The following is a 20072-nucleotide window of genomic DNA, read 5'->3' as shown; positions in this document are numbered from 1 at the left end:
CGCCACGCACGTGGTGCCGCGATCACCTCGAACCGGGTGGAGCGGTCCGGTTCAGCGAGCGGTCACGGGGACGAGCTGCTCGGCGATCGGCGACCCGTCCTTCGCGCTGCTGGCGAAGACGCGGACGACGTAGGCGCCCGGCGTCAGGGACGCCTTCGTGGTGAACCGGTACGTGCCGCGGTCCGGTGCACCTGCCGAGGCCGTCGTGAAGCCGCGGTCGACGCGCTGGCCGTCGCGGAGGAGCTCCCACTCGACGGTGGCCTCGAACGTGCTGGCGACGCCCTTGACGGTGAGGCGGTTGCCGGCCGAGACGGCCGAGCCACGGGCCGGCTCGTCGACCCAGACGGGGGCGACCTGGTCGAGGACCGCCATCGGGTCGGTTGGCCGGGTGAAGACCGAGGAGACGGGGTGGCCGGGCGAGACCTCGGCGCCTCCGTCGGCGAGCTCGAAACGTACGGGCCGTGCCAGGCCAGCCGCGGCCTGGGCGGTCCAGCCGAGCTGCTCCGCCGCGAGGGAGTCCGTGCTGGTCGTGCCCGACGAGAGCCGGACGGTGATCGCGCCCGGGCCGATCGACACGGACTCGACGGTCACCCCTGACCACGCGGAGGCGTAGGAGGAGCCCTCCGGTGGGGCGGCCGTCGCGAGGCGGAGCGCGGCGAGGGCCTTGCCCTCACCGGTCGCGGGGGCCGGGATGCTCGTCGACACGAACTCGCGGAAGAGGCGGAGCTGGTCGCTGCCGGCCACGACCGGTCCGAGGTAGTAGACCGGCACGCTCGCGGTCGTCGTGGCCGGAGGCGGGACCGCGGTCGTCGCCGGGGAGGTCGGCGTCTGAGCGGTCTGCGTCGGGACGCTCGAGGGTGCGCCGGACGATGTCGGGGACGTCGCCCTCGCGGTCGACGTGGCCACGGCGGTCGGAGTGCCGGCGACCGGCGGCGTCGGCGCGGACGGCCGGTTCACGGCCCAGACGGTGCCGGCGACGAGGACGGCGGCGGCCGCCGCCACCGCGGGTACGAGCCACCGGTGGCGCCGGGACCCGGCGAGTCCGCTGCCGCTACCCCAGGACGACTCGTCCGACGCGTGGGCGTCGGCGAGGATCGCGCCGAGGCGGTCGGTCGGGGTGATCGACCGCGCCTCGGCATCGAGGGCGCGGCGCACCCGGTCCTCGACCGGGCGCAGGCCGGCACCGATGAGGGTCGGCTCCTCGCCGGGCGTCTCGCCCGGTCGCGTCGGCTCGGTGTTCATGACAGCTCCAGGGGGTCGATGGTGCGGCGCAGGGCCGTCAGGCCGCGATGGGCGTGGGTCTTCACGGCGCCCGGGGAGATCTCGAGGGTGTGAGCGATCTGGGCCTCGGAGAGGTCGGAGTAGTAGCGCAGCACCAGCACCTCCCGCTGGCGGTCCGGGAGGGTGCGCAGAGCGTCCAGGACCGCGTCGCGGTCGGCCGTGTGCAGCACCTGCGTCTCGGCGCTGCCGTGGCTGCCCCGCCCCGGGGCGTCGGCTGCGCCCGCCTCGCGGACGTTCTGTCGGTCGACGACGACGTTGTGACGCTGGACCGACCGGCAGCCGTTGACGACGGCGGTCTGGAGGTAGCCGACGACGCGGCCACCGTCCCGGATGGCCGACCAGCTGCGATGCGTGGCGACGAACGCGTCCTGGACGACGTCCTCGGCGGCGAGCTGGTCGCGCAGCAGCAGCCACGCGAGGCGCACGAGGCGTTGCCAGTGTGCGTGGTAGAGCTCGGTGATGCCCACGTCGGGGTCGGTCGGCAGCTCGGACCCGCCGACCCCTCCGGTCGGGCCCGGCGCAGGGCGCCCGGGGCTGCCCGCGGCAGAACGCCCAGCAGCCTCCGAGGCCCCGGGGTCACTGAGCTGGCCGGCCGGCATACCCAACGTTCTCACGGACAGATGACGCGCACCGGGAGCACGGGGTTGACACGTCGGTGGGGGAAATGTCCCGGATGCCCGGCGGCCCGCCGCCACCCGGCCGAGCAGCGCCGCGCCGGGCGGGACGGATGCGCGTGGTCCACGTCGTGCCTAGGGTGCAGTCATGACCTCGCAGACCCCCAGTGACTGCCTCTTCTGCAAGATCGTCGCCGGTGAGATCCCGTCCGACCGGGTCGCCGAGAGCGAGCGGTCGATCGCCTTCCGCGACATCAGCCCGGCCGCGCCGGTCCACGTCCTCGTCGTGCCCAGGCGGCACGAGCCGACCGTCGGGGCGCTGGCGGCAGCGTCCGGTGACGACCTCACCGACGTGTTCCTGCTCGCCGCGCGCGTCGCGGAGCAGGAGGGCGTGTCCGACGCCCACCGGATGATCGTCAACACGGGAAGCGGCGCCGGCCAGACCGTCTTCCACGCGCACGTCCACGTGCTCGCCGGCGCGGCCTTCACCGAGGGGAGGATGGTGTGAGCGACGAGCGCCCCACCACCGACGAGAAGCCCACGGCGACAGCGGGATCGGCGGACGAGACGCCGAAGCCGGCCGACGCCGAGGCGAAGCCGGTCGATCCCGTCGACGACCTCGTGACGACCCACCACACGCTCAAGATCGGCCGACGCCGGCTGCGCTACACCGCGACGACGGGGCGGGTCGTGCTCCGCGAGGAGGAGCACAAGGACGGCACCTTCGGCGGCCACAAGGCGCGCGCGGAGCTGTCGATGACGAGCTACGTCCTCGACGACGCCGATGCGCGCTCACGTCCGGTCACCTTCGCCTTCAACGGTGGTCCCGGCAGCTCGAGCGTCTGGCTGCACCTCGGCCTGCTCGGCCCGCGCCGCGTCGTCACCGGTGACGTCGGCGCTCTCGAGCCGCCGCCCTACGACCTCGTCGACAACCCCGAGTCGCTCCTCGCGGTCAGCGACCTCGTCTTCATCGACCCCATGTCGACCGGCTACTCGCGAGCCGTCGAGGGCGGCAAGCCGGGGGACTACCACGGCTACCAGAAGGACATCGAGTCCGTCGGCGAGCTGATCCGGCTCTGGACGTCGCGCAACGGCCGCTGGATGTCGCCGAAGTTCGTCGCGGGTGAGTCCTACGGCACGCTCCGCGGCGCGGCGCTCGCCGAGCACCTCCAGTCCCGCTACGGGATGTACCTCAACGGGCTCGTCCTCATCAGCAGCGTCCTCGACCTCAGCTCGGTCGACTTCGAGAACCAGCGCAACGACCGCGCACACGCGCTCTACCTGCCGACGTATGCCGCCGTGGCCCACTTCCACGGCAAGCACGGCCGCCGCTCCCTCCGGTCCGTCCTCGACGAGGCCGAGGCGTATGCCGCCCGCGACTACCCGTGGGTGCTATCCCGCGGGCACCGGCTGACGAAGGCCGAGCGAGCCGAGGCGGTCTCGACGCTGGCTCGGCTGTCGGGGCTGACCGAGGACTACGTCGACCGCGCCGATCTGCGCATCGAGCACTGGCGCTACTTCACCGAGCTGCTGCGCGACGAGCGTCTGTCCGTGGGGCGCCTCGACGCGCGCTTCACCGGACCGGCCGCCGCGGCCATCGCCGAGAACATGGACGCCGACCCGTCGCACGACGCCATCGCCGGCCCCTACGCCGCGGCCTGGAACCACTACGTCCGCGACGAGCTCGGCTACGTCAGCGACCTGCACTACGAGCAGATCTCGCGCCTCGTGCACCCGTGGAGCTTCAAGGACTTCGAGGGGCGGCCCATCGACGTTTCACCGAAGCTCGAGCGCGCGATGCGCCAGAACCCGCACCTCAAGGTCCACATCGCCTACGGCTACTACGACGGGGCCACCCCGCACTTCGCCGCGGAGGACGTCGTGGCCCACCTCCAGCTGCCCGCCGACCGGCTCGCCGACGTCGAGCACGCCTACTACGAGGCCGGCCACATGATGTACGTCCACGAGCCGTCACGCGTGCAGCAGAGCAAGGACCTCGCGGAATTCGTGGTGAGGAGCTCGGGCCGCGACACGTAGACTCGTCACCACGATGAATGACGCGCAACCTCGACCATCCGACAGCGCCGGCCCTGACGCCCCTGACGGCACGCAGCTCCCCGCGGGAGCCGAGAGCGGCGGCGACGCGCCGGTGCTGACCCGGCAGATCCCGCCGCCGATCGAGATGGTGACCCTCCTCGGTCCCCGGGACGAGCTGCTGCGCACCATGGAGCGCCAGTTCCCCCTCGTCGACACCCACGTGCGCGGCAACGAGATGACCTTCACGGGTCCGGCCGGGGAGCTCGAGATCATCGACACCCTCGTCGACGAGCTGCTGACGATCGTCTCGACCGGCCAGCCGCTCAACCGCGACGCCGTCGAGCGGTCGATCTCGATGCTGCGCGGACAGACCTCCGAGCGCCCGGCCGACGTGCTGACGATGAACATCGTCAGCAGCCGCGGTCGCACGATCCGTCCCAAGACGCTGAACCAGAAGCGCTACGTCGACGCGATCGACGAGCACACCGTCGTCTTCGGCATCGGCCCCGCCGGCACGGGCAAGACCTACCTCGCGATGGCCAAGGCCGTCGCGGCACTGCAGGCCAAGCAGGTCAACCGCATCATCCTGACCCGCCCCGCCGTCGAGGCCGGCGAGCGACTCGGCTTCCTGCCCGGCACGCTCAACGACAAGATCGACCCCTACCTGCGCCCGCTCTACGACGCGCTCCACGACATGGTCTCTCCCGAGACGATCCCGCGGCTCATGGCCTCCGGCACGATCGAGGTGGCGCCGCTCGCCTACATGCGCGGACGCACGCTCAACGACGCGTTCATCATCCTCGACGAGGCGCAGAACACCTCGAGCGAGCAGATGAAGATGTTCCTCACGCGTCTCGGTTTCGGCTCGAAGATGGTCGTGACGGGCGACATCACCCAGGTCGACCTGCCCGGTGGCACCCGGTCGGGACTGCGCGTCGTGCGCGACATCCTCGAGGGCGTCGAGGACGTCCACTTCGCCGAGCTGACCTCGCACGACGTCGTGCGCCACCGCCTCGTCAGCGCGATCGTCGACGCCTACGAGCGGGACGAGGTGCGTGCCGAGCGTCGCGCCCGGGCGCGAGCCGCGTCGGGCGACCACCGTGACCACCGCGGGTCGCGTCGGGCCTCCGACCGTTCCCCTGACCGGGGAGCCGACCGCGACGACCACGGTGGACGCCGTGACGCCACGGAGGCCGGCGCGTGAGCATCGACGTCCTCAACGAGACCGACCACGACGTCGACGAGCTCGAGCTGCTGGCCTGCGCCGCCTACGTCATGGAACAGATGCGTGTGCATTCTCAGGCCGACCTCTGCATCAAGCTCGTCGACGAGGACGCCATGGAGGTCCTCCACGTGCAGTGGATGGACCTGCCCGGGCCCACCGACGTCATGAGCTTCCCGATGGACGAGCTACGGCCCGGGCGTGAGGGCCAGGAGCCCGAGGAAGGCACCCTCGGCGACATCGTGCTGTGCCCGTCCGTCGCGACGAAGCAGGCGCTCGACGCCGGTCACGCGCCGATGGAGGAGATGCTGCTGCTCACGACGCACGGCATCCTCCACCTGCTCGGCTACGACCACGCCGAGCCGGACGAGGAACGCGAGATGTTCGAGCTGCAACGTCAGCTGCTCCTCACCTTCCTCGCCACGCGCAACCGCCCGAGCGTCTGACCGCGGACGAGAGACCGAGATGTTCCCGCAGTTCGCGCTCCCGGCCCTCATCAGCATCGTCGTGGCGTTCCTGCTGTCGGCCGCCGAGGCCGCCATCTTCCGCATGTCCCGCGTGCGCGCCCAGGAGCTGTTCGACGAAGGCCGGTCGGGCGCCAAGTCGCTGATGATTGTGGTCGGCGACTCCCCGGCATACCTCTCGGTCATCGCGTTCCTGCGCGTCGTCGCCGAGGCCACCGCGGCGGTCCTCGTCACCCTGGCCGTCGCCGGGCGGTTCGAGTCGACGTGGAGCCGTGCCCTCATCAGCATCACGATCATGGCCGTCGTGTCGTTCGTCGTCGTCGGCGTCTCCCCGCGCACCCTCGGACGCCAGAACTACGACACCGTCGCTCTGTGGAGCGCCCCCTTCGCCGTCGGCCTGCGGCGCGTGCTCGGGCCGGTGGCCAAGCTCCTCGTCGTCCTCGGCAACGCGGTCACCCCCGGCAAGGGCTACACCGACGGCCCCTTCCAGACCGAGTCCGAGCTGCGCGACCTCGTCGACATGGCCGGTGACTCCGACGTCATCGAGGCCGACGAGCGCGAGATGATCCACTCGGTCTTCGAGCTCGGCGACACCCTCGCCCGCGCGGTGATGGTGCCCCGCACCGACATGGTCGTCCTCGACGCGGACAAGACGCTGCGCAGCGCGATGTCGCTCTTCCTCCGCTCCGGCTTCTCCCGGATCCCGGTCGTCGGCGAGGACAGCGACGACGTCCGTGGCCTGCTCTACTTCAAGGACGTCGCCCGCCGGCTCAACGCCGCGCCCGAGGACGGCCGCCACCCCGCCACCGAGGTCATGCGGCCCATGCACTTCGTGCCCGAGAGCAAGCCCGTCGACGACCTGCTGCGCGAGATGCAGCGCGACCAGAACCACTTCGCCATCGTCGTCGACGAGTACGGCGGCACTGCCGGCCTCATCACGATCGAGGACATCATCGAGGAGATCGTCGGCGAGATCGCCGACGAGCACGACCGTGAGGCCCCCGGCGTCGAGCAGCTCGAGGACGGCACCCTGCGGGTACCGGCGTCGATGGACATCGACGACCTCGCCGAGCTCTTCGACGTCACCATCGACGAGGAGGACGTCGACACCGTCGGCGGTCTGCTCACGAAGGTGATCGGGCGGGTCCCGATCGTCGGGTCGTCCGGTACGGTCGCCGGGTTGGAGCTGACGGCCGAACGCATGGCCGGACGCCGCCACCGCGTCGCGTCGGTCATCGTGCACCGGGCCTCGGTGCCGGAGGACGACGCGGCGTACACCGAGACGGAGGACGCCCATGGGCACCCAGGACGCTGACCCGACGCACGGCGACACCTCGGCCTCGGGGACGACCGACCGATCCGACGACTACCGTGCGGGCTTCGCCTGCCTCGTGGGGCGGCCCAACGCGGGCAAGTCGACGCTGACCAACGCGCTGGTGGGGCAGAAGGTCGCGATCACGAGCTCGAAGCCGCAGACGACCCGCCACACGATCCGAGGCGTCACGACGACCGCGACGGCCCAGCTGATCCTCGTCGACACCCCGGGCCTGCACAAGCCGCGGACCCTCCTCGGCCAGCGCCTCAACGACCTCGTCCGCGAGACCCTGCTCGAGGTCGACGTCATCGGCTTCTGCCTGCCCGCCGACCAGCGCATCGGCCCCGGAGACACCTTCATCGCCCACGAGCTCGCCGAGCTGCGCTCGGTCCGACGCCGTCCGGTCGTCGCCATCGCCACGAAGGCCGACGCCGTCGACCGCGAACGGCTCGCGGAGCACCTCATCGCCATCGACCAGCTGGGGGAGTGGGACGCGATCATCCCGTGCTCCGCCGTCTCCGGGAGCCAGGTCGAGGAGGTGCGCGACGTCCTCGCGTCCTTCCTGCCGCGCTCGCCGCAGCTCTACCCCGACGGGATGCTCACGGATGAGCCCGAGATGGTCATGATCGCCGAGCTCGTGCGCGAGGCGGCGCTCGAGGGCGTGCGCGACGAGCTGCCGCACTCGCTCGCCGTCGTGGTCGAGGAGATGGTGCAGCGCGAGGGCCGGCCTGACGACAAGCCGCTGCTCGACGTGCGCGTCAACGTCTTCGTCGAGCGCCCCAGCCAGAAGGCCATCGTCATCGGCCGCGGCGGGTCCCGGCTGCGCGAGGTGGGCACCAACGCCCGTAAGGGCATCGAGGCCCTCCTCGGTCAGAAGGTCTACCTCGACCTCCACGTCAAGGTGGCCAAGGACTGGCAGCGCGACCCCAAGCAGCTCCAGCGCCTCGGCTTCTGACGCTCGACCGGCGCTGCGGCGCAACGGATTTCGGGCTCGCAGCGCGGTGCTCTAACCTGCCGCGATGAGCAGTCCCATCCAGCGCCGCGTCGGTCAGGTCTTCGTCCCCGTCCGCGACATGGCTGCCGCCATCCGGTGGTATGCCGCCGTGCTCGGTTTCGAGCCCGGCGCGGCCTCCCACGAGGACACGATCTACGACGTCCCCACCGACGGGGAGACCCGGCTCGCCCTCGACGCGAACCGCCCCGACTTCATCGCGTCCGGGCCGCCGCGCTTCTTCCTCTGGACCGACGACATGGCGGCGACGGTCGAGCACCTGCGGCGCCTCGAGGTCACGATCACCTCGGACGTCGAGGACATCGGCAGCGTCTTCTTCGTGCAGTTCGAGGACCCGGACGGCAACGCGCTCATGGTCTGCCAACGCACCTGAGGTCGGTGTCTCGCCCTACACTCCGGGCAAGGAGGCACACATGTCCGAGCAGGCAGCGCACGACCACGAGCTCGAGGTCCTCGAGGAGGACCAGACGGTGCCCCCACGTCCGGAGGAGCAGATCGCGGACGCCCGCGAGGACTCGACCGAGCCCGACACCACCCAGCTCACGGACACGCCTTGATGGACGACCCCTGGGGACTCCACGCGCCACCCGCCGTCGCCGAGGCGGACCTCGAGCCGCTCCCCGCGGTCCTCGCCGAGATCGCTTCGGCCATGGAGTCGGGTGAGCGGCTGGCCGCCTCTGAACGCGGGCACCTGGAACGACCCGGGGCGCGCGACCTCCCTGAGGTCGACGCTCTCGTCCGGCAGGGGTGGGAGCCGCTGGCCGCCCTGCGACTCGGCTCCGACGTCGGTCTTCTGCCGGCCGTGTGGCCTACCCAGCATCGGTGTTGGCTGCACGACCGGGTCCCCAGCTTCGGCGTGTGTGCATACGGACCCGGCGAGACGTACATCGAACCGGACATGCGCAACCCGCAGCGGGAGCACTGGGAGCTCGCGCGGCACGCGCGCTCCGCGGGTCTCCCGCCCCCGCCCTCGGGGCGACTGTGGCTGCTGCACTCACCGTGGCCCGGGATCAGTGCCGGCAGCCTCCTGCTCGCCATCAGACAGGTGCGCGACGCCGAGGCCTTCGGCTGGGACGCCGTCGGCATGATGCGGGCGGCCGCGGACGTGCTCGATCACGGCGAGGACGCCCTCTGGGACCGGTGGACCGGGCGCCAGGCGGATGCGGCCCTGGCCTGGCGTCCCGAGGGCGCCACCGGACCGGACGTCGACCAGTGGGTTCGTCTCGGGCTGCGACCCGACGACCTCGCCGCACTGACCGCGCCCCTCGGTGAGGGCGGAGCCGGTCTGTCGCCCAGGTCGGTGCCCGAATGGTGCGAGTCCGTCACCGCCATGATGGGAGAGCCGCGGGACGACGACGTCTCTCGCGTCATCGCCTGGCGGAGCATCGGGCTGTCGGAGGACGCGCCGGTATGGCGTCTGTCAGCAGTGATGTTCGAGCGCGAGCCGGCGTACGTCAAGGCCTGGCTCGACGCCGGCCTCACGGTCGAGGATGTCGCGGCCTGGGAGGCCGACGACCTGTCCCGGGCCCTGCGGTGGCGCGAGGCGGGCGTGGAAGCGGGCGACGCCAGGGCCCTGACCCTGGCAGACCCGACGCTGAGCCCGGAGGAGGCGCTCGCCTTCGACGCCGTGGGGATCGAGCGACGGGCCAGGCATCGCTGGGTCGAGGCCGGGTTCTCGGCCGAGGAGGCCCGGGCGTGGACGGAGCTCGACATCGTCGCGTCCGAGGCGCGCGTCTGGCGGTCCCTCGGTCGCGGACCCGACGAGGCCAGGGCCCAGAGAGCCGCCGGGGGAGGTGCGCTCCCCCTCGGCGTGGAGCTCGGATGGGCGGCGATGGGCTCGGATCGCGACGACGTCAGCTACGGCGTCACCGACCCACCGGGCACCCGCGGAAGCGCAGCCAACATCGGTCCGGACGGCATACCCCACTTCCCGTGAGCCTGACACAGGCTCTGGTCTCACGATCCGGGCAGCGGTCCCGAGGGGTGGACGGGGACGGAGCGACCGGCATACGGTGAACGGGTGCGAGCGGTGAGCCTCCTTCTTCTCTGCCGCGACGAGGCCTGATCCCGGCCCTCCTCGTCGCGGAGTTTCCCGTGTCCGGCCGGACACCGAGCGAAACGCAGACGAGAGAGTGACGCGATGATCCACCCCCAGCAGACGTCGGGAATGCCGTTCCAGAAGTACGTCCCGTTCCACGAGCAGATCCCGTTCGAGCTCCCGGACCGCACGTGGCCGACGAAACGCATCGAGTCGGCCCCGCGCTGGTGCGCCGTCGACCTGCGCGACGGCAACCAGGCGCTCATCGACCCGATGAACTCCGAGCGCAAGCTCCGGATGTTCCAGCTGCTCGTGAAGATGGGCTACAAGGAGATCGAGGTCGGCTTCCCGTCGGCGAGCCAGACCGACTTCGACTTCTGCCGCGAGCTCATCGAGGGTGGGCACATCCCCGACGACGTGACGATCCAGGTGCTGACGCAGTGTCGCGACCACCTCATCGAACGCACCTACGACGCGATCCGGGGCAGCAAGCAGGCCATCGTCCACTTCTACAACTCGACGTCGGCACTGCAGCGCAAGGTCGTCTTCGGCCTCGACCAGGACGGCATCATCGACATCGCCGTCCAGGCCGCGCGCCTGTGCAAGAAGCTCGAGGAGACGATCCCCGACACGACGATCTACTACGAGTACTCGCCGGAGTCCTACACCGGCACCGAGCTCGACTTCGCGATGCGGATCTGCAACGCCGTCGTCGACGTCATCGACCCGACGCCCGACCACAAGATCATCGTCAACCTGCCGGCGACCGTCGAGATGGCGACGCCCAACGTGTATGCCGACTCCATCGAGTGGATGGTCCGCCACCTCGAGCGCCGAGAGTCGATCGTCGTGAGCCTGCACCCCCACAACGACCGCGGCACCGGAGTGGCCGCGGCGGAGCTCGGCTACCTCGCCGGCGCCGACCGCATCGAGGGCTGCCTGTTCGGCAACGGTGAGCGCACCGGCAACGTCTGCCTCGTCACGCTCGGGATGAACCTCTTCAGCCAGGGCATCGACCCGCAGATCGACTTCAGCGACATCGACGAGGTACGCCGCACCGTCGAGTACTGCAACCAGCTGCCCGTGGGCGAGCGCCACCCCTACGGCGGCGACCTCGTCTTCACCGCCTTCTCCGGCTCGCACCAGGACGCCATCAAGAAGGGCTTCGAGGCCATGGCGTCCGAGGCCGAGGCGAAGGGCACGGGGATCGACGACCTCGTCTGGGGCGTCCCCTACCTCCCCATCGACCCGCACGACCTCGGCCGCTCCTACGAGGCCGTCGTGCGTGTCAACAGCCAGTCCGGCAAGGGCGGCGTCGCCTACATCATGAAGACCGAGCACCAGATGGACCTGCCGCGTCGGCTGCAGATCGAGTTCTCCGGTGTCGTCCAGCGCGGTGTCGACCAGGACGGCGGCGAGGTCGCTCCCGCCGACCTGTGGGCGAGGTTCCAGGACGAGTACCTCCCCGACCCGAGCCGGGCCTGGGGCCGCTTCGAGCTCGTCAACGTCGTCACCGACTCGACCGTCGACGGGGCGAGCACGATCGAGGCGACCGTCCGCGACGGTGGCGAGTCCCTGACCGTCACCGGCACGGGGAACGGCCCGATCGCGGCCTTCGTCGACGCCCTCTCGACCGTCGAGGGCACCCCTGACGTGCGGGTCCTCGACTACGCCGAGCACGCCCTCTCCGCCGGTGGCGACGCCCGTGCCGCCGCGTACGTCGAGTGCGCGGTGGGCGACCGCGTCCTGTGGGGTGTCGGTGTCGACCCGTCGATCGTCACGGCGTCCATCAAGGCGATCGTCTCGGCGGTCAACCGTGCACACCGGGACGCCGTTCCGAGCCCTTCGTCGGACGCCTGATCTGACGCCCACCCGCGTGGGGTAGCGTCTGGCGCCATGGAGTCCCCGGTCGGTCGAGCGCTGCTTCGACTGGCCGGGGTCTCGCTCGTCGCGGTCGCGGTCGTCGGACTCGTCGCGCCACGACCGGTCAACGTCGAGCACCGCTGGCAGGTGGTGGTGCCCGTCACACTCGGGCTGGTCCTGCTCGCTGCGGTCGTCCGTGTCCCGGGATGGGCGAAGCGGCGGTGGGTGCCTGTGGTGGTCGCGGTCGGCGGGGGCGTCGTGGCGACGCTCGTCGGCCTCATGACGCGTTACCGCTACGGCTGGGACGCGCGGATGGTGATGGACATGGCGCGCCACCTCCAAGGAGGGCTACCGCTCAGCCAGGGGGAGTACCACTACCTCTCCCTCTACCCCAACAACCTGCCGCTGCTTGCCATCGACCGAATGGGCGTCGCTGTGGGACAGGCGTTCTCGCTCGCACCCGAGGCCGTCCTCATCCCGCTCAACGGGATCTGCGTGGGCCTGACGCTGTATGCCGTCCACGACCTCGTCGGGCGCGTCGCAGGTCGCGGTCCTTCCCTCGGGGCCCAGCTCGCGACCCTCGTCCTCGTCGGCACGAGCCCGTGGCTGGCGGTGCCCTACACCGACTTCTACGCGATGCCGTTCGTCGTCGGGGGAGTCGCCCTGGCCGTCCGGGCCATGACCCCACGCCCGCGCACCGGACGAGTCGTCCTGTGGCTGCTCGCGATCGTGTCGGTGACCGTGGCCTACTCCATCAAGACCACACCGGTCGTCATCGCCATCGCCGCGGTCCTCACGGCGGTCGTCGCGATCTTCGACCACGACCTCCTCCCGGCCCGGCGCGCGCGCGTCATCCTCGCCTGCGCGGCCTCCGCCCTCGCGTTCGTCGTCCTCGGCGTGGGCCTGGGTGCCGCGGCCACCGCGGCCTCCGGGGTCGACTCCGCGCGCATCGACTCGGCGGTCTCGCCGCCGATCCTCTGGTGGGTCGCGCTCGGCGCCGACGAGCAGCGCTCGACCACGGGGGCGGTCAGCTACGGCGCGTACTCACGGGAGATGGTCGACGCGGTGACCGACCGCAGCCAGGCCGAGATGAAGACGTATGCCGCGGGCGTCCTCGCAGACCGGTGGGCCGCGCGAGGTCTCGGCGGCACGCTCGCCTTCTACGGCAGCAAGGCGGCCTGGAACTGGGGCGACGGGATGTTCTGGGCCTGGGGCGAGGGTCGCGACTCGCTGCCGGGCACCCTCGAGCCGGCGACCGGCGTGACCGGCATCGTCCACGACCTCAACGGCTACCACGGGGCGGCGTACGAGCTGCGCTCCGACCTGACCCAGGCCCTGTGGCTGGCCGTGCTTCTCGTGGCCGGGATCGGGCTGCTGCGCGCCCCCTACCGGCGGGAGACGCTGCTCGTCGCTGCCTCGGTGCTCGGCATCGCGGCCTTCACGCTCGTGCTCCAGGGACGCTCGCGCTACCTGTTCGCGTTCGTCCCCCTCGTCGTCGTCCTGGCGGCGATGGTCCACGCCTGGCTCCCGCGCCCGAGGCGATCAGGTCGCCTCGGGCGCCGCACTGGCTGAGCCGCCCCGGTCAGTCGATCGAGTCGGCGAGGACGGCGTCGACGGCGGCCAGCGCCGCCGCGTCGCCGTCGCGGCTGATCTCGCCCTCGACCGAGCGGTTCCACAGCCAGCAGTCGATGTCGGCCGCAGCCCCGCTGATCTCGGCAGCCGCGGCGTCGTCCGGTCCGTCGCTGACGAGGAAGCGAAGCACGTCGATCTCGTCGCCGTTCCACGTGCCGGTGATGCGGACGGGGGTGACCGTCCAGGCGTGCATGGCATCGACCGTCGCGATCGTCACCGGCGCCGAGACCGGCACGTGCGTCAGGTCGGGCTCGGGCTCGTGGCCGCGCATGATCCGCAGGGCCTCGTCGATGCCGTCGGCGGCGAGCCGACAGTCGAGCGGAGTCCGTTCACCGACTGTGAGCTCGGCGTCGACGCGGTGCACCATGGCCTCATGGGCCTGACGTCGGCGGATGTAGCCGGCGGTCTTGTCGTCGGACCACATCCAGAGCGGCGTCTCGGGGGGAAGCCCGCCGAGCACCCGGTGCAGCCGCTCGCTCGAGCGGTCGAAGAAGGCGAGCAGCCCGGCGCGGTCGGCCGGGCGCTCCTCACGGGTCGCGTTCATCGCGTCGAGGTCGTCCGGGTCGGTGAGCCCCCGCTCGGCGATCTCGCCCCAGAACCACTGCACCTCACCGAGGTGCCACAGCAGGTCGTCGGCGTCCCAGTCGGGACACGTCGGCACCCGGGCATCGGCCGGCGCCGTCGCGAGCACCGTCCGGAAGCGGGCCGAGTCGGCCGCGAGGTGGTCGAGGAAGGGAAGGGGGCCACCTGAGCGGCTGGACGGCATACGTGGGTCTCCTGTCAGCGAACGCCGGCTACACGGAACTGCACCGAGATGCGCGGCCCCATCGGCTCGGACGTCTTGGGGACCGAGTGGTCCCACGTCCGCTGGCACGTGCCGCCCATCACGACGAGGTCACCATGTCCGAGGGGATAGCGCAAGCTCTTTGACGTCGAGCCGGGGATCGGCCCCCCGTCACGGGGACGCAGGGCCAGGGTCCGTGCGGAACCGAGCGAGAGGATCGCGATCATCGTGTCGCTGTCGCGCGAGCGCCCGATGCGGTCGCCGTGCCAGGCGACGCTGTCGCGACCGTCGCGGTAGAGGCACAGGCCGGCCGTGACGAAAGGCTCGCCGAGCTCGGGCGCGTAGTGCCGGCTCAGGGCCTCGCGGGCCTCGACGAGCATCGGGTGGGGCAGCGTCTCGTCGCCGGCGTAGAACTTCGTCAGCCGGGGGACGTCGACGACGGAGTCGTACATCTGCCGGCGCTCGGCGTGCCACGGCACGTCACGCAGCAGGGCCGTGAAGAGCTCGTCGCCGGCCGCGAGCCAGCCGGGCCGGACGTCGACCCACGCGCCGTGGGCCAGGTGGTGGCGGGTCTTCCCGGTGCCGACGTCGCGCAGCGTCATCGCGTCGGTGAGGTCGAGGAGCGAACCCTGGAGGGAGAGGTCCATGATCCCACGATAGCCCACGGGATCGAACGGGTGTTCGAACCATGGCGGCGTTTCGCGGCGACCGAGTGAACACCGGCGCGTGCGGTGCCGCCCACGCCCCGGCGGGGGAGAGAATGGGTGCATGCCCCTCTACCGTGACGAGGCGATCGTCCTGCGCACCCACAAGCTGGGCGAGGCCGACCGCATCATCACGATGCTGACCCGCACGCGGGGTCGGGTCCGGGCCGTCGCCAAGGGTGTGCGTCGCACGAAGTCGCGCTTCGGGTCGCGCCTCGAGCCCGGCATGGTCATCGACGTGCAGTGCTACGAGGGTCGCAACCTCGACACCGTCACGCAGGTCGAGACCCTGGCGCCCTACGGCGACGCCATCGCCCGCGACTACATCGCCTACACGTGCGCCACCTCGATGCTCGAGACGGCGCTCCAGCTCACCGAGGAGCACGAGCCCCAGACGCAGCAGTACCTCCTGCTCGCGGGCGCGCTGCGCTCCCTCGCCGAGCACAGCCACGACGCCGGGCTCGTCCTCGACGCCTACCTGCTGCGCTCGCTCGCCGTCGCCGGCTGGGCACCGAGCTTCGTCGACTGCGCGAAGTGCGGTGCTCCGGGCCCGCACCGGGCCTTCAACGTGCAGGCCGGCGGCGCCGTCTGCTCCGTATGCCGTCCGCCCGGGTCGAGCGCCCCCGCCCCCGAGACCTTCGAGCTGCTCGCGTCACTGCTGACCGGCGACTGGGACGTCGCGGACGCCAGCGACGAGCGCTGCCGTCGACAGGGCAACGGCCTCGTCTCCGCCTTCCTCCAGTGGCACATCGAGCGAGGGTTGCGGTCGCTGCGCCTCGTCGAGCGCGCCTGAGCCAGCAGCGAACCCGATCCCGACCGACCGGAGACCCATGTACGCCAAGCCCTTCCCGCACCCGTCCGGCGCCACCCCGCCCGCCATCGCGCCTGCCCTGCTGCCCAAGCACGTCGCGATCGTCATGGACGGCAACGGCCGGTGGGCCAACGCGCGAGGGCTCCCGCGGACCAAGGGCCACGAGGCCGGGGAGGCGTCACTGCTCGACGTCGTCGCCGGAGCCATCGACATCGGCGTGACCCACCTGTCGGCCTATGCCTTCTCGACCGAGAACTGGCGGCGTTCTCCTGACGAGGTGCGCTTCCTCATGGGCTTCAACCGCGACGTCATCCGCCGCCGACGCGACCAGCTCCACGAGTGGGGCGTGCGGATGCGCTGGGTGGGACGCGCGCCGCGCCTGTGGCGCTCGGTGATCAAGGAGCTGGAGATCGCCCAGGAGCTGACGCAGCACAACTCCGGGCTCACCCTCTACTTCTGCGTCAACTACGGCGGTCGTGCCGAGATCGCCGACGCCGTGCAGCGGATCGCCCACGACGTCAAGGACGGTCGGCTCCGGCCGGGCTCGGTCGACGAGAAGACGATCAAGCGCTACCTCGACGAGCCGACGATGCCCGACGTGGACCTCTTCGTGCGCAGCTCGGGCGAGCAGCGCACGAGCAACTTCCTGCTGTGGCAGTCGGCCTACGCCGAGATGGTCTTCCAGAACCGGCTGTGGCCCGACTACGACCGTCGCGACCTCTGGGCCGCCATCGAGGAGTACGTCGACCGCGACCGCCGCTACGGCGGAGCCGTCGACACCCCGACAGCCAGCTCCTGACGGCAGCGGCACGCGGCCTTCTCGATCGAACGCCGCGTTCGGTGTCGAGAACCTCGGTGGAACACGGCTTTCGAGACCGAACGCGGCGTTCGGTGCGGAGAGCTGCTGGGGTCAGTCGGCGGTGGCGGTGCAGTCGGCGCAGGTGCCGAAGATCTCGAGGGTGTGTGTCACGCCGCTGAAGCCGTGGTCGCTCGCGACCTTGTCGGCCCATCTCTCGACGGCGGGACCCTCCACCTCGACGGTGCGACCACAGGCGCGGCACACGAGGTGATGGTGGTGGTGGGTGGAGCAGGCCCGGTAGACCGCCTCGCCGTCGTCGGTGCGCAGCACGTCGACCGTGCCGGCCTCGACCATCGACTGGAGCGTCCGGTAGACCGTTGCCAACCCGACGCCGGCTCCCGCGTCGCGGAGCCGGGCGTGAACCGTCTGGGCAGAGGTGAAGTCGTCCGAGCGCTCGAGCAGCTCGGCAACCGCCACCTGCTGCCGGGTCGGCTTGCGTGAGGTCGCCGCGGTGCTCGAGGTGTTGGTGCCGCTCGTCATGGTCTCGATCCTGTCGTCGGGCCGGCGGTCGTGCCGGCCGGGCCCGTGCTCGCCGTCTCCGGGCCGGGCGGTGCGGGGTGGTCGTGGTGGACGCCGTGCTCGTCGTAGTGGCCCTCGTGGGCGGCGTGCAGGTGCCCGTCGTGGACGTAGTCGACGTGGTCGCCGTGGGTCACTGCGGGGTGCCCGCACTCAGCGCCGTGCTCGTGCGCATGGGTCTCCGCGACGTCGTGCCTCCGACCGCCGACCCTGGCCATGACGCCGGTCACGAGGGCCGTGACGACGAAGAGCGCGACGGCGAGCAGCACGATGGTGCCGCCGGACGGGGTGTCGAGCGGGTAGGAGAGCGCCACGCCTCCGACGGACGAGACGAGACCGAAGGCGATGGCCCATCTCAGGCCACCGCTGAACGACCGGGCGACGAGCTGGCTCGCGGCGTTGGGCACGATCATGAGCGCGCTGATGAGCAGGAGCCCGACGACGCGCATGGCGACGACCACCGTGGTCGCGGTGAGGACGGCCAGCACGATGTTGAGCGGCAGCACGGGCAGGCCCACGGCGCGGGCGTACTCCTCGTCGTTGGCCACCGCGAAGAGGCGTGGCCGAAGCGCCCACGTGGTGACGGAGATGAGCAGGGCCAGTCCGGCGAAGACGTAGAGGTCGGTGCGCTGGGTCGTGAGGATCGACCCGAAAAGGTATTTCATGAGGTTCGCGGGAGTGCCGCTGGGGGACTTGCTGATGATGACGACGCCGCCCGCGATGCCGCCGTAGAAGATGACGGCGAGGGCCACGTCACCGTTGGTGCGGCCCCGGGCCCGGAGCAGCTCGATGACGACGGCGGCGACGACGGCGGCCAGCAGTGCCGTCAGCACGGGCGCGGCCCCGGCGACCAGGCCGATCGCGACGCCGGCGAGGGCGACGTGGCCCATGCCGTCACCGATGAGCGAGAGCCGGCGCTGGACGAGGAAGATCCCGACCATCGGGGCGACGGTGCCCACGAGCAGCGCGGCGATGAGCGCTCGCTGCATGAAGTCGACGGAGAGCAGGTCGATCACGGTCGGCTCCTGTCGGTGTGGTCGACGTCGAGCGGGCCGTGGGCCAGGGACGGGTGGTGCCCGTCGAGCTCGAGGTCGTGGTGGTGGCTGTCGTGGTCGTGGTGCACGCTGTCGCGCGCGGCGGCGTACGCCTGCGGTGTCCCGTCGAAGCGGATGCGTCCGCCGTCGATGACGACGATGCGGGTCAGCAGGCGCTCGAGGGCCCCGAGCTCGTGCGTGACGATGACCATGGTGACGTCCCGCTCGACGAGGCGGTCGAGGACGTCGGCGAGCACGTGCTGGTTCGCCGCGTCGACCCCGGCGGTGGGCTCGTCCATGATGAGGACCTCGGGCTGCCCGGCGAGGGCACGAGCGATGAGGACCCGGCGCTGCTGGCCGCCCGACAGCGTGCTCACCTCGGTGGCGGCGCGGTCGGCGAGGCCGACGACGTCGAGCGAGCGGGCCACGATCTGCCGATCGGTGGCGCGGAGCCGGCCGAGCCAGCCGATGCGGGGGAGGCGTCCTGTCGCGACGATCTCCTCGGCCGTCGCCCGCACCGACGCCGAGAGGGTGTGCCGTTGGGGCACGTAGCCGAGCCGGGCCCGGTCGTGGAACTCGGTGCTGTCGGTGCCGAAGAGCGTCACGGTGCCGGCCACCCGCTCGTTGAGGCCGAGCACGCCCTTCATGAGCGTCGACTTGCCCGACCCGTTCGGTCCGACGATCGCCACGATCTCACCCTTGCGGATGGACAGGTCGACGTCGCTGAGCACGGCGCCGTCGCCGTAGCCGAAGCTGGCGCCCTGCAGGGTGACGACCGCGTCCGACGGGGCGGCATCCGGGGAGACGAGCGGCGCCGACCTCATGAGCACTCCTGACCGTCGCGCAGGGTCACGAGGTTGCTCCGCATGACCTCGAAGTAGTCGGAGCCGACCGACGCGCTCGTGATCCCCTCGATGGGGTCGAGCGTCGCGACCTTCGCACCCGTCGACTCCGCGACCGTCTGCGCGAAGTGCGGCTCGACGAGCGTCTCCTGGTAGATCGTGGTCACGCCGGCAGACCTCACGAGGTCACCGACGGCCTTGAGGGCCGCCGCGCTCGGCTCGGCCTCGGGCGAGACGCCGGTGATGCCGTGCTGGTGGAAGCCGTAGCGCGCCGCGAGGTAGCCGAAGGCGGCGTGGCTCGTGACGAGCTCCTTGACCGTGCACTGGCGCAGGCCCGTCCGCATCTCGTCGTCGAGCTCGGAGAGCTTCTCGACGAAGACCGCGGTGTTCTTCGCGTACGTCGGGGCGTTCTCCGGGTCGTCCGCGGACAGGCGCGCGCTGATGGCCTCGGCCACGGCCGCGTAGCGCGACGGGTCGAGCCAGAAGTGGGGGTCGTCCGCGCCGTGGTCGTGGCCGTCGTGCCCGTCGCCGGTGCCGCCGGTGTCGTGCGGCTCCGTCTCGGTGCCCGACTCGTCGGCGTGGTCGCTGCCGTCGCTCGACGCGGGTACGAGCTTCGCGACGTCGGCGACGTCGAGCACCTTCGCGGCGTCGACGAGCCCGACGGCCTCGTCGACCGCCGGCTGGAAGCCGTCGGCGTAGACGACGAGGCGTGCCTTGGTCATGCCGCCGATGTCCTGAGGCGCCAGCTCGAGGTCGTGCGGTTCGGCGCCGGGCTTCGTCAGGACGGTCACGGGGAGCCGGCCGCCGGTGATCTGCTGCGTCGCGAACTGGATGGGGTAGAAGGACGTGACGATCGAGCCGTCCGCGGAGCCGGCGCCCGATCCGGTGTCCGGACCGCGCTGGCACGAAGCGGTCGTGAGCGCCAGTGCCGTCGCGGCGAGGATCGCGGACAGGGCTCGGCGTGGGGGAGCGGAGGGCATGGCACCCATCATTCTCAAAGTGAGAATGATTGTCAAAACCGTTCTCGCGAAGGAGGCGTCCGAC

Annotated in this window: 21 protein-coding genes; 13 read left to right on the top strand and 8 right to left on the bottom strand. The window is 71.3% G+C overall.

The window, feature by feature from the left end; translation table 11 throughout:
- Positions 1–51: 51 nt before the first annotated feature.
- A complete protein-coding gene (locus H283_RS0105825; protein WP_028785352.1) occupies positions 52–1242 on the bottom strand; it encodes a Gmad2 immunoglobulin-like domain-containing protein in 1191 nt (396 codons plus the stop codon).
- The gene (locus tag H283_RS24170) at positions 1239–1880 is read right to left on the bottom strand and encodes a SigE family RNA polymerase sigma factor (RefSeq protein ID WP_081633791.1); all 642 of its coding nucleotides are present in this window, start codon (positions 1878–1880) and stop codon (positions 1239–1241) included. The genes H283_RS0105825 and H283_RS24170 overlap by 4 nt, the downstream gene beginning before the upstream one ends.
- A gap of 163 nt (positions 1881–2043) precedes the next feature.
- Here H283_RS24170 and H283_RS0105815 point away from each other — a divergent pair, with 163 nt between their 5' ends.
- From H283_RS0105815 to H283_RS0105765, 11 genes are all read left to right on the top strand, one after another.
- On the top strand, positions 2044–2403 hold the full coding sequence (locus H283_RS0105815; RefSeq protein ID WP_020142575.1) for a histidine triad nucleotide-binding protein: 360 nt from the start codon (positions 2044–2046) through the stop codon (positions 2401–2403).
- Positions 2400–3932 carry a S10 family peptidase gene (locus H283_RS24165; RefSeq protein WP_020142574.1) on the top strand — a complete coding sequence of 511 codons (1533 nt, stop codon included), beginning with the start codon at positions 2400–2402 and terminating at the stop codon, positions 3930–3932. Before H283_RS0105815 ends, H283_RS24165 begins: the two co-directional genes overlap by 4 nt.
- 13 nt (positions 3933–3945) lie before the next feature.
- A complete protein-coding gene (locus tag H283_RS0105805; RefSeq protein ID WP_020142573.1) occupies positions 3946–5136 on the top strand; it encodes a PhoH family protein in 1191 nt (396 codons plus the stop codon).
- Positions 5133–5600 carry an rRNA maturation RNase YbeY gene (gene ybeY / locus H283_RS0105800; RefSeq protein ID WP_020142572.1) on the top strand — a complete coding sequence of 156 codons (468 nt, stop codon included), beginning with the start codon at positions 5133–5135 and terminating at the stop codon, positions 5598–5600. Before H283_RS0105805 ends, ybeY begins: the two co-directional genes overlap by 4 nt.
- Positions 5601–5619: 19 nt before the next feature.
- Positions 5620–6933, top strand: coding sequence for a hemolysin family protein (locus H283_RS0105795; protein WP_020142571.1), 1314 nt, complete (start codon positions 5620–5622; stop codon positions 6931–6933).
- Positions 6914–7888 carry a GTPase Era gene (era, locus tag H283_RS0105790; protein WP_020142570.1) on the top strand — a complete coding sequence of 325 codons (975 nt, stop codon included), beginning with the start codon at positions 6914–6916 and terminating at the stop codon, positions 7886–7888. The genes H283_RS0105795 and era overlap by 20 nt, the downstream gene beginning before the upstream one ends.
- A gap of 64 nt (positions 7889–7952) precedes the next feature.
- Complete coding sequence (locus H283_RS0105785) at positions 7953–8318, top strand: VOC family protein (RefSeq protein ID WP_020142569.1); 366 nt, start codon at positions 7953–7955, stop codon at positions 8316–8318.
- A gap of 40 nt (positions 8319–8358) precedes the next feature.
- Positions 8359–8502: a hypothetical protein gene (locus H283_RS27585; protein WP_020142568.1), complete on the top strand. Its 144-nt coding sequence runs from the start codon at positions 8359–8361 to the stop codon at positions 8500–8502.
- Positions 8502–9881 (top strand): hypothetical protein, encoded by a 1380-nt coding sequence (locus H283_RS0105775; RefSeq protein ID WP_020142567.1) that lies wholly within the window; start codon positions 8502–8504, stop codon positions 9879–9881. The genes H283_RS27585 and H283_RS0105775 overlap by 1 nt, the downstream gene beginning before the upstream one ends.
- Positions 9882–10085: 204 nt before the next feature.
- The gene (gene leuA / locus H283_RS0105770; protein ID WP_020142566.1) at positions 10086–11843 is read left to right on the top strand and encodes a 2-isopropylmalate synthase; all 1758 of its coding nucleotides are present in this window, start codon (positions 10086–10088) and stop codon (positions 11841–11843) included.
- A 36-nt stretch (positions 11844–11879) separates the two neighbouring features.
- The gene (locus H283_RS0105765) at positions 11880–13418 is read left to right on the top strand and encodes a hypothetical protein (RefSeq protein WP_020142565.1); all 1539 of its coding nucleotides are present in this window, start codon (positions 11880–11882) and stop codon (positions 13416–13418) included.
- A 10-nt stretch (positions 13419–13428) separates the two neighbouring features.
- On the opposite strand, the gene H283_RS0105760 is transcribed toward H283_RS0105765, so the two are convergent.
- Positions 13429–14244 carry a maleylpyruvate isomerase family mycothiol-dependent enzyme gene (locus tag H283_RS0105760; protein WP_020142564.1) on the bottom strand — a complete coding sequence of 272 codons (816 nt, stop codon included), beginning with the start codon at positions 14242–14244 and terminating at the stop codon, positions 13429–13431.
- Between the two features lie 14 nt (positions 14245–14258).
- Positions 14259–14909 carry an alpha-ketoglutarate-dependent dioxygenase AlkB gene (locus tag H283_RS0105755; protein ID WP_020142563.1) on the bottom strand — a complete coding sequence of 217 codons (651 nt, stop codon included), beginning with the start codon at positions 14907–14909 and terminating at the stop codon, positions 14259–14261.
- A 121-nt stretch (positions 14910–15030) separates the two neighbouring features.
- Between H283_RS0105755 and recO the strand changes: the two genes are divergently transcribed.
- Together recO and H283_RS0105745 are read left to right on the top strand one after the other, a co-directional pair.
- Complete coding sequence (recO, locus tag H283_RS0105750) at positions 15031–15759, top strand: DNA repair protein RecO (protein ID WP_020142562.1); 729 nt, start codon at positions 15031–15033, stop codon at positions 15757–15759.
- Between the two features lie 37 nt (positions 15760–15796).
- Positions 15797–16576 (top strand): isoprenyl transferase, encoded by a 780-nt coding sequence (locus H283_RS0105745; protein WP_020142561.1) that lies wholly within the window; start codon positions 15797–15799, stop codon positions 16574–16576.
- Positions 16577–16687: 111 nt separating this feature from the next.
- Here H283_RS0105745 and H283_RS0105740 read toward each other — a convergent pair whose 3' ends face one another.
- From H283_RS0105740 to H283_RS0105725, 4 genes are read right to left on the bottom strand one after another with little or no spacing between them, the layout of a single operon-like run.
- Entirely contained in the window at positions 16688–17116 is a 429-nt protein-coding gene (locus tag H283_RS0105740; protein ID WP_020142560.1) for a Fur family transcriptional regulator, read from the bottom strand.
- Positions 17113–18168 carry a metal ABC transporter permease gene (locus H283_RS0105735; RefSeq protein ID WP_020142559.1) on the bottom strand — a complete coding sequence of 352 codons (1056 nt, stop codon included), beginning with the start codon at positions 18166–18168 and terminating at the stop codon, positions 17113–17115. Before H283_RS0105735 ends, H283_RS0105740 begins: the two co-directional genes overlap by 4 nt.
- On the bottom strand, positions 18165–19010 hold the full coding sequence (locus H283_RS0105730; RefSeq protein WP_020142558.1) for a metal ABC transporter ATP-binding protein: 846 nt from the start codon (positions 19008–19010) through the stop codon (positions 18165–18167). Before H283_RS0105730 ends, H283_RS0105735 begins: the two co-directional genes overlap by 4 nt.
- Positions 19007–20008: a metal ABC transporter substrate-binding protein gene (locus H283_RS0105725; protein WP_020142557.1), complete on the bottom strand. Its 1002-nt coding sequence runs from the start codon at positions 20006–20008 to the stop codon at positions 19007–19009. Before H283_RS0105725 ends, H283_RS0105730 begins: the two co-directional genes overlap by 4 nt.
- Positions 20009–20072 lie beyond the last annotated feature (64 nt).

The organism is Terracoccus sp. 273MFTsu3.1 (assembly GCF_000383675.1).
In the GTDB taxonomy this organism is placed as follows: domain Bacteria; phylum Actinomycetota; class Actinomycetes; order Actinomycetales; family Dermatophilaceae; genus Terrabacter.
This window is presented reverse-complemented; position numbering and strand designations above follow the sequence as displayed.

What these genes read in the sequence shown, in the direction of transcription:
- H283_RS0105745 (WP_020142561.1), top strand. Translation starts at nt 15,797, where the DNA reads ATGTACGCCAAGCCCTTCCCGCACCCGTCCGGCGCCACCCCGCCCGCC.
- H283_RS0105760 (WP_020142564.1), bottom strand. Translation starts at nt 14,244, where the DNA reads ATGCCGTCCAGCCGCTCAGGTGGCCCCCTTCCCTTCCTCGACCACCTC.
- H283_RS0105775 (WP_020142567.1), top strand. Translation starts at nt 8,502, where the DNA reads ATGGACGACCCCTGGGGACTCCACGCGCCACCCGCCGTCGCCGAGGCG.
- era (WP_020142570.1), top strand. Translation starts at nt 6,914, where the DNA reads ATGGGCACCCAGGACGCTGACCCGACGCACGGCGACACCTCGGCCTCG.
- H283_RS0105765 (WP_020142565.1), top strand. Translation starts at nt 11,880, where the DNA reads ATGGAGTCCCCGGTCGGTCGAGCGCTGCTTCGACTGGCCGGGGTCTCG.
- H283_RS0105805 (WP_020142573.1), top strand. Translation starts at nt 3,946, where the DNA reads ATGAATGACGCGCAACCTCGACCATCCGACAGCGCCGGCCCTGACGCC.
- leuA (WP_020142566.1), top strand. Translation starts at nt 10,086, where the DNA reads ATGATCCACCCCCAGCAGACGTCGGGAATGCCGTTCCAGAAGTACGTC.
- H283_RS0105785 (WP_020142569.1), top strand. Translation starts at nt 7,953, where the DNA reads ATGAGCAGTCCCATCCAGCGCCGCGTCGGTCAGGTCTTCGTCCCCGTC.
- H283_RS0105740 (WP_020142560.1), bottom strand. Translation starts at nt 17,116, where the DNA reads ATGACGAGCGGCACCAACACCTCGAGCACCGCGGCGACCTCACGCAAG.
- H283_RS0105725 (WP_020142557.1), bottom strand. Translation starts at nt 20,008, where the DNA reads ATGCCCTCCGCTCCCCCACGCCGAGCCCTGTCCGCGATCCTCGCCGCG.
- H283_RS24170 (WP_081633791.1), bottom strand. Translation starts at nt 1,880, where the DNA reads ATGCCGGCCGGCCAGCTCAGTGACCCCGGGGCCTCGGAGGCTGCTGGG.
- H283_RS0105825 (WP_028785352.1), bottom strand. Translation starts at nt 1,242, where the DNA reads ATGAACACCGAGCCGACGCGACCGGGCGAGACGCCCGGCGAGGAGCCG.
- H283_RS0105795 (WP_020142571.1), top strand. Translation starts at nt 5,620, where the DNA reads ATGTTCCCGCAGTTCGCGCTCCCGGCCCTCATCAGCATCGTCGTGGCG.
- H283_RS27585 (WP_020142568.1), top strand. Translation starts at nt 8,359, where the DNA reads ATGTCCGAGCAGGCAGCGCACGACCACGAGCTCGAGGTCCTCGAGGAG.
- recO (WP_020142562.1), top strand. Translation starts at nt 15,031, where the DNA reads ATGCCCCTCTACCGTGACGAGGCGATCGTCCTGCGCACCCACAAGCTG.
- H283_RS0105730 (WP_020142558.1), bottom strand. Translation starts at nt 19,010, where the DNA reads ATGAGGTCGGCGCCGCTCGTCTCCCCGGATGCCGCCCCGTCGGACGCG.
- H283_RS0105815 (WP_020142575.1), top strand. Translation starts at nt 2,044, where the DNA reads ATGACCTCGCAGACCCCCAGTGACTGCCTCTTCTGCAAGATCGTCGCC.
- H283_RS0105755 (WP_020142563.1), bottom strand. Translation starts at nt 14,909, where the DNA reads ATGGACCTCTCCCTCCAGGGTTCGCTCCTCGACCTCACCGACGCGATG.